This window comes from Polaromonas sp., from assembly GCF_030682935.1.
Lineage (GTDB): Bacteria > Pseudomonadota > Gammaproteobacteria > Burkholderiales > Burkholderiaceae_C > Polaromonas.
The window spans coordinates 1-4034 of sequence record NZ_JAUXNA010000128.1; the positions used below are offsets into that span (position 1 = coordinate 1).

The following is a 4034-nucleotide window of genomic DNA, read 5'->3' on the forward strand; positions in this document are numbered from 1 at the left end:
GCAATCATCAACCAGGCCCACTCGCGCGAGGCATCCGGCGCGATAGGCAGCGAAAACCGCAGAAACCCGTAAGCGCCGAGCTTGAGCATGATGGCAGCCAGCACGGCGGAGCCGCCGGTAGGCGCCTCCACGTGCACGTCAGGCAACCAGGTGTGGACCGGCCACATAGGCACCTTGACGGCAAAGGCCGCAAAAAACGCAAAGAACAGCAGGGTCTGCACCGTACCGCCCAGCGGCAGCCTGTGCCAGGTGGCAATATCGAAACTGCCGCCGGACTTGGTGTACAAAAACATCAGCGCGACCAGCATCATCAGGGAGCCGAGCAGCGTGTACAGAAAGAACTTGAACGCCGCGTAGATCTTTTTGGGCCCGCCCCAGATGCCGATGATCAGGTACATCGGGATCAAGGTGGCCTCAAAGAACACATAAAACAGTATGCCGTCCAGGGCGACGAAAACGCCGATCATGAGACCGCTGAGAATCAGCAAGGCGGCCATGTACTGGTTGACGCGTTTCGTGATCGATTCCCAGCTGGCGATGACAACCACGACCGTGATGAAAGCAGTCAGCAGCACGAACCAGAGCGAAATGCCGTCCACACCGAGGTGGTAATTGACATTGAAACGCCCAATCCAGCTGGCCTTCTCGACAAACTGCATGGCCGAAGTACCCAGCTGAAAGCCGTCGTACAAGGGCAAGGTCACCAGAAAACTGACGACAGCACCGATCAGCGCGATCCAGCGCACACTGCGTGCCTGTTCGTCACGACCCAGCGCCAACAAAACGGCGCCGAAAAAAATCGGCGTCCATATGGCAAGGCTCAACAATCCCATTCTCGTTCTTCCTTATTCTTATTGCTTGAGCCAGACGAAATACGTCATCAACACAAACACGCCAATAATCATGCCGAAGGCGTAGTGGTAGATGTAGCCCGACTGCAGCTTTCGCACCATGCCGGAGATCCAGCCCACCAGCTTCCATGAGCCATTGACCACAGCGCCGTCAATCAGCTTTTCGTCGCCAACCTTCCAGAAAACCGTCCCCAGGCCACGCGCCCCACGGGCCAGCACGTTTTCGTTGAACCAGTCGAGGTAGTACTTGTTCTCAAGCAAGGCATAAATCGGCTGCACCCGGCGCTTGATGGCCGCAGGCAGGGCCGGGTTCACCATGTACATGTAATACGACAGCACCACACCGGCCAGCGCCAGCCAGAAGGGTGCGGTCATGAGGCCATGCAAGGCCATCTGGGCCGGACCGTGGAAGATCTTGGCCAACTCTTCCATGGCGGGATGCCGCTCAAGGTTGACAAAAATGGCGTCCTTGAAAAACTCACCAAACAGCATGGGCTGGATCGTCATGAAACCGATAACCACCGAGGGAATCGCCAGCAGAATCAGCGGCACCGTGACCACCCAGGGGGACTCATGGGGTTTCTGCTGCGCGCCATGGTGGCCGTGATCATCATGTGCGTCGTGGTGCGCATCGGGATTCTGATCAAAGCGTTCCTTGCCGTGAAAGACCAGGAAGTACAGACGGAATGAATAAAAGGCCGTCACGAACACACCCGCCAGCACCGCGTAATAGGCGAAACTGGCGCCCGCCAGATGGCTTTCATGCACGGCCTCAATGATGCTGTCCTTGGAGTAAAAACCGGCAAAGAGTGGCGTCCCGATCAGCGCAAGCGAGCCCAGCAGAAAGGTAATCCAGGTGATCGGCATGTACTTGCGTACGCCGCCCATCCAGCGGATGTCCTGGAGGTGGTGCATGCCCATGATGACCGAGCCCGCCGCCAGGAACAGCAGTGCCTTGAAGAAAGCATGCGTCATCAGGTGGAACACGGCCACGGAATAAGCGGAAGCGCCGAGCGCGACCGTCATGTAACCCAGCTGCGACAAGGTGGAATACGCGATCACCCGCTTGATGTCGTTCTGGATGATGCCCATAAATCCCATGAACAGCGCCGTGATCGCGCCAATCACCATGATGAAGCTCAGCGCGGTATCGCTGAGTTCAAACAGCGGCGACATGCGTGCCACCATGAAAATACCGGCCGTCACCATGGTTGCCGCATGAATCAGCGCAGAAATAGGCGTTGGGCCTTCCATGGAATCCGGCAGCCACACATGCAGCGGAAACTGGGCCGACTTGCCCATGGCGCCGATAAACAGGCAGATGCAGATCACGGTCACCAGCATCCAGCCGGTCCCCGGCAAGGTCAGCTGGGACAGCTGGTCCGCCTTGGCAAACGCCTCGCCATAGTTGAGCGTGCCGGCATAGGCGGCAAGCAGGCCAATGCCCAGGATAAAGCCGAAATCACCCACGCGATTGACGAGGAATGCCTTCATGTTGGCAAAAACCGCGCTGGGCTTGTTGAACCAGAAGCCGATCAGCAAATAAGACACCAGGCCCACCGCTTCCCAGCCAAAAAACAGCTGCAGCAAGTTGTTGCTCATCACCAGCATCAGCATGGAGAAAGTGAACAGGGAAATGTAGGCGAAGAAGCGGTTATACCCCTCGTCTTCTTCCATGTAGCCAATCGTGTAGATGTGCACCATGAGCGAGACAAACGTCACCACGCACATCATCATGGCTGTCAGACCATCGACCAGAAAGCCGATTTCCATTTTCAGCCCGCCGACCACCATCCAGGTGTAGAGCGTTTCATTGAAGCGCGCGCCATCCAGCGCCACGCTTTTGAGCGTCATGGCCGAGATGATGAATGCCACCAACACGCCCAGAATGGTGAGGGTATGCGACAGGCGGCGGCCTATCCAGTTGCCGCCGAAGGAGGTTCCCAGAATACCGGCCGCCAGAGCGCCGGCCAAGGGTGCCAGCGGAACGGCCAGCAAGCTCGATGCAGAAAGGGTTTGACTCATGTTTTTATTAACCCTGGAGCGTATTGAGTTCGTCGACGTTGATGCTGGACTTGTTACGGAACAGCAGCACCAGTATGGCCAGCCCGATGGCCGATTCGGCCGCCGCGACGGTCAATATGAAGAACACAAAAACCTGCCCCGCCATATCGTTCAGGTAGTACGAAAACGCCACGAAATTCATGTTGACGGCCAGCAGCATGAGCTCAATCGCCATGAGCAGCACGATCAGGTTCTTGCGGTTCAGGAAAATGCCGATGACCGACAGCGCAAACAGCATGGCCCCCAGCGAAAGAAAATGTCCCAGCGTGAGCGTCATGATTGTTTTTCCTCGGCGGGCGTGTTGGCAGCCGATGCCGCGACCACAGACTTCATCTTGACCAGGCTGACGCGGTCGCCGCGCTTGACCCGCACCTGGTCGGCTGCATTGGTATGTTTGGAGTCCTTGCGCTCACGCAAGGTCAGTGCGATGGCGGCAATGATGGCCACCAGCAAAATGACGGCTGCAATTTCCAGCGGGTAAAGGTATTCGGAGTAAAGCAATATGCCAAGCGCCTTGGTGTTGGAGACCTGGTCGCCAATATGGCCTGCCGCGGAAGCCAGTTTGGGAGGCTCGCGAAAGCCGCCCATCAGCACATAGGACATTTCCAGCGCAATGACGACGCCCACCATGCCGGCGAGGGGGAAATGCTTCCAGAAACCCTTGCGGATGCCGTCCATGTTGATGTCGAGCATCATCACCACAAAGAGAAACAGCACCATCACGGCACCGACATACACGAGCACCAGCGTGATGGCCAAAAACTCGGCTTTGAGCAGGATCCAGACAGCCGCCGCCTGAAAAAATGCGAGCACCAGGTACAGCGCGGCATGCACCGGGTTGCGCGCGGTGATGACCCGGAATGCTGAAAACAGCAACACCGCGGCAAAGAAGTAAAAAAGACCGGTTATAGCGTCCATGTTTTTATAAATTCTTTCTTGAGGCGACTGCTTGGGCGTGGAATTCAGCGGTACGGGGCATCTGCAGCCCTGGCGGCCGCGATTTCGGTTTCATAACGATCCCCCACGGCCAGCAGCATCTCTTTGGTGAAATACAGGTCACCGCGCTTTTCACCGTGGTATTCAAAAATATGGGTCTCGACAATCGAATCAACCGGGCAG

4 protein-coding genes and 1 pseudogene are annotated in these 4034 nt (G+C 56.9%); all 5 read right to left on the minus strand.

The genetic code is table 11. The features are described from left to right. The coding region (locus Q8K05_RS05820) for an NADH-quinone oxidoreductase subunit M (protein ID WP_305245570.1) at positions 1-833 on the minus strand (833 nt) is incomplete at its 3' end. An 18-nt stretch (positions 834-851) separates the two neighbouring features. Continuing rightward, entirely contained in the window at positions 852-2876 is a 2025-nt protein-coding gene (gene nuoL, locus Q8K05_RS05825) for an NADH-quinone oxidoreductase subunit L (RefSeq protein WP_305245571.1), read from the minus strand. A gap of 7 nt (positions 2877-2883) precedes the next feature. Beyond that, complete coding sequence (gene nuoK, locus Q8K05_RS05830) at positions 2884-3192, minus strand: NADH-quinone oxidoreductase subunit NuoK (protein WP_007864437.1); 309 nt, start codon at positions 3190-3192, stop codon at positions 2884-2886. Continuing rightward, a complete protein-coding gene (locus tag Q8K05_RS05835; protein ID WP_305245572.1) occupies positions 3189-3833 on the minus strand; it encodes an NADH-quinone oxidoreductase subunit J in 645 nt (214 codons plus the stop codon). Before Q8K05_RS05835 ends, nuoK begins: the two co-directional genes overlap by 4 nt. A 44-nt stretch (positions 3834-3877) precedes the next feature. Continuing rightward, positions 3878-4034 (minus strand): annotated as a pseudogene (locus Q8K05_RS05840) (NADH-quinone oxidoreductase subunit I); the annotation flags it as partial.